This window comes from Xenorhabdus sp. SGI240, assembly GCF_040081915.1.
Classification (GTDB): domain Bacteria; phylum Pseudomonadota; class Gammaproteobacteria; order Enterobacterales; family Enterobacteriaceae; genus Xenorhabdus; species Xenorhabdus bakwenae.
Window position 1 is genome coordinate 1 of sequence record NZ_JBEBMB010000125.1, and the last position, 2,699, is coordinate 2,699.

A 2,699-nucleotide genomic window follows, 5' to 3' on the forward strand; every position below is an offset into this window, starting at 1 on the left:
GGCGGCGTCACTTGGATTTTTTACCAAGTGACGCCATTAAAAAAACGGCCATGAACCTTGTTCGACCTGCTTTCCTAAGACATCGTACTCAGTGAAACCACTTAAAAAAACTGGATATGTAATACTGTACATTTGTCTAGATTCGAGATTTAGGCCTTACCGCCCTGAATGACACTGAGACCGTTTTTAAGGGCTTTTTTGTGATTACTCACTGTTCCTTTCCAACCGAATTGCGGATTTAACCTATAGGTCTTGCTACGTCCGATTTTAGGGCCTTCGAGTATTATTCCAAATTCAATTAGATTTTTGATAGCTCTACTTACGCTAGCTTTATTCATTTTAAGTGATTCGCATATATCAACTTGGGCTATTTGGATGTAGTTTTCATAATCTAGATCGGCTAACAGTATCATTAGAACCTTTGTTTGTTCGTGATTAAGCTCTGTTGCAATGATTTTTAGTGCTGCTTGGTTCATGGTGAAGTGCCTCTCAAATGAAGATTTTTGTTTAGGGCGAATTACAGCTACAAATCCACCAATATCTTCTCCCGTTTCTAGGTCAATTTGGGTTATTCGTTTCATTGAAATTATCCGGAATAGTTAGCGCATGAGCTAACAATGTTAGCGCATGAGCTAACTATCGTCAAAAACTTTCCGCTTGTAGCAAGGGCTGCGAGAGATCCCCTTCTGTATCTTATTAGTCTTTGAGCACCTATTTTCATCAAATAGCGTGTATTAAAACCGGCTTTTAGTCGGGATCTGAGTGGCCGAGTTCCTATGTCCGTTCAGGTGATATTACGCTTCCTCGATGGTTAGTTCGCTACGCTCAAACCATCTTGCGGCGAGCGTTGCTGGTAATCCTGCGGTGATTTTTTTGGGTTTTTGATTTTTAGCTTTACCGATGAAAAATGTTTGTGAAAAAGCTATCCAAGGCGGAATTGCTTTGCCTGGGAACGTCCGATCATTTGTTCCGATGCCGAGCCAACCGATGGTTATACGTTGGTGAATGGTGAGTACAAGCCGTTTATAAGGTATGAGCGGCAACCATGACGAGAAACGGCCTAGAATCGACACAGAGCAAATATCTCCTTGTCATGAAACTACCGGTGATCTAATAGCAAAACGCCTCAGAGTGCACTCTGAGGCGTTTCTATCACATAAACCTGTAAGGGCGTCCACGGAAGAATTGAAAGCCTGCCTTTTGAATTTAAACCGTCAATGAGTTGGAAAAAAATTCAAAAAAAAATCACAGTAAGATCGGGTAAAAAACCGGGTCAAAGAGGGGACAAGATGTGTTTTGTAGCACCGCCTGCACGCAGTCGTTGTTGCAAAACTCTTGGTCAGGGCAAAGCCCCGACACCCCGCAAGACTATTTTTTGACGAGATTAAAAGTGAAAAACACCGGAAGGAATGAATTTTAGATGTCCGTTAGGACATGGGAGGCGGCTCACTAAAAGTCACTGGGATAGCCGTTTTTAATCCGCCGATACAAGGGGGATTCCATCAGGGAACGCGATCCCCTTCATCCCTGCAAAGCCGTTTTTTAGCAATCTGTTTGCGACGCGAAAGTCAGACGGTCGAAGACAAAAGAACCCTCTCGATAATAAGACAGGCGTTGACTGACTGTCGGTTTTAGAAAGATAAATCTTCCAAATTTTAAATAGTGTAATTAATTTAAATTAAATTTATTGAAATGAAGTCTTATTTATCTGAATTAAATTAAAAAAACAAAATGTAATATTTTTTAACAAACAAACTTGTAAAGTTATTTAAACTACAAATAAAAAAGATGATAAAGTATATAAATCAAAGTAATTAGTTTTTTATTTTTTCGGAAAAAAGGAGTTTTAAATGGCTTGGATTTATCATCAGTACTCAGGCGAGTTATATCATGACGATAAATTAGTTTACCGTGACGGATATAGCGGAAAGGGAATACATAAAAATAACCCTGCCTCAGAATCTATACGTGGGAAAGGGCCAATCCCCAGAGGGCAATATACGATTGGAGGTTATACCAGTAGTAAAGGTGCAATGACTATTCATTTAGAGCCGCGTGAGGGTAACAATATGTACGGAAGAGATCTTTTTAGAATACATGGCGATAGCACAAAAAATCCTGGCGAAGCATCGGAGGGTTGTATAATTGTTGGAAAAAGTGCGAGAAGAGAAATAGTTGACTCTATGGACAGAGAGTTAATAGTGAAATAGATCATGAAAAAAAATATTTTATTTGCAATGTTATTTATTCCTACTATTGCTTTTTCTTCAACAAAAGATGATACCGAAAAAGCTTTAGATTATTGTGCAACTACTCAGTCTTGGGCTGCGCAAATTGTTATAACCAATTCTTATCGAAGAAATAATCAATTCGATAGAATGAAAGCAACTTCTTCTCTACTAGAACGAACTAGATTAGTAAAAAAAGGTAAGCCAATTATTCTTAAAGAATCGGGCCAGTTATATACACAAACATTAGAAATAACCATTCCGTATATTGATAAAAACAAAAAACCTGCTGTTTTTATTGCTTCATCAATTATTTCAGCAGAAGAATGCTCATTATCTGAGGTAGCCTATTTTGATATAACTCCTGAAATCGATTGAGAGGCGGCGTCACTTGGATTTTTTACCAAGTGACGCCATTAAAAAAAAGGCCAAGAACCATGTTCGACCTGCTTTCCTAAGACATCAGTAACA

The 2,699-nt window shown here is 38.6% G+C and carries 4 protein-coding genes; 2 read left to right on the forward strand and 2 right to left on the reverse strand.

Annotated features, from left to right (window positions below; translation table 11 throughout):
- Positions 1-149: 149 nt before the first annotated feature.
- Together ABLA76_RS16895 and ABLA76_RS16900 are read right to left on the reverse strand one after the other, a co-directional pair.
- On the reverse strand, positions 150-581 hold the full coding sequence (locus tag ABLA76_RS16895; protein WP_047770646.1) for a helix-turn-helix domain-containing protein: 432 nt from the start codon (positions 579-581) through the stop codon (positions 150-152).
- A 213-nt stretch (positions 582-794) separates the two neighbouring features.
- Complete coding sequence (locus tag ABLA76_RS16900; RefSeq protein ID WP_348988822.1) at positions 795-1,073, reverse strand: hypothetical protein; 279 nt, start codon at positions 1,071-1,073, stop codon at positions 795-797.
- 777 nt (positions 1,074-1,850) lie between these two features.
- Between ABLA76_RS16900 and ABLA76_RS16905 the strand changes: the two genes are divergently transcribed.
- Together ABLA76_RS16905 and ABLA76_RS16910 are read left to right on the forward strand one after the other, a co-directional pair.
- On the forward strand, positions 1,851-2,210 hold the full coding sequence (locus tag ABLA76_RS16905; protein ID WP_047770644.1) for a tlde1 domain-containing protein: 360 nt from the start codon (positions 1,851-1,853) through the stop codon (positions 2,208-2,210).
- 3 nt (positions 2,211-2,213) lie between these two features.
- Positions 2,214-2,606 carry a hypothetical protein gene (locus ABLA76_RS16910; protein ID WP_047770645.1) on the forward strand — a complete coding sequence of 131 codons (393 nt, stop codon included), beginning with the start codon at positions 2,214-2,216 and terminating at the stop codon, positions 2,604-2,606.
- Positions 2,607-2,699 lie beyond the last annotated feature (93 nt).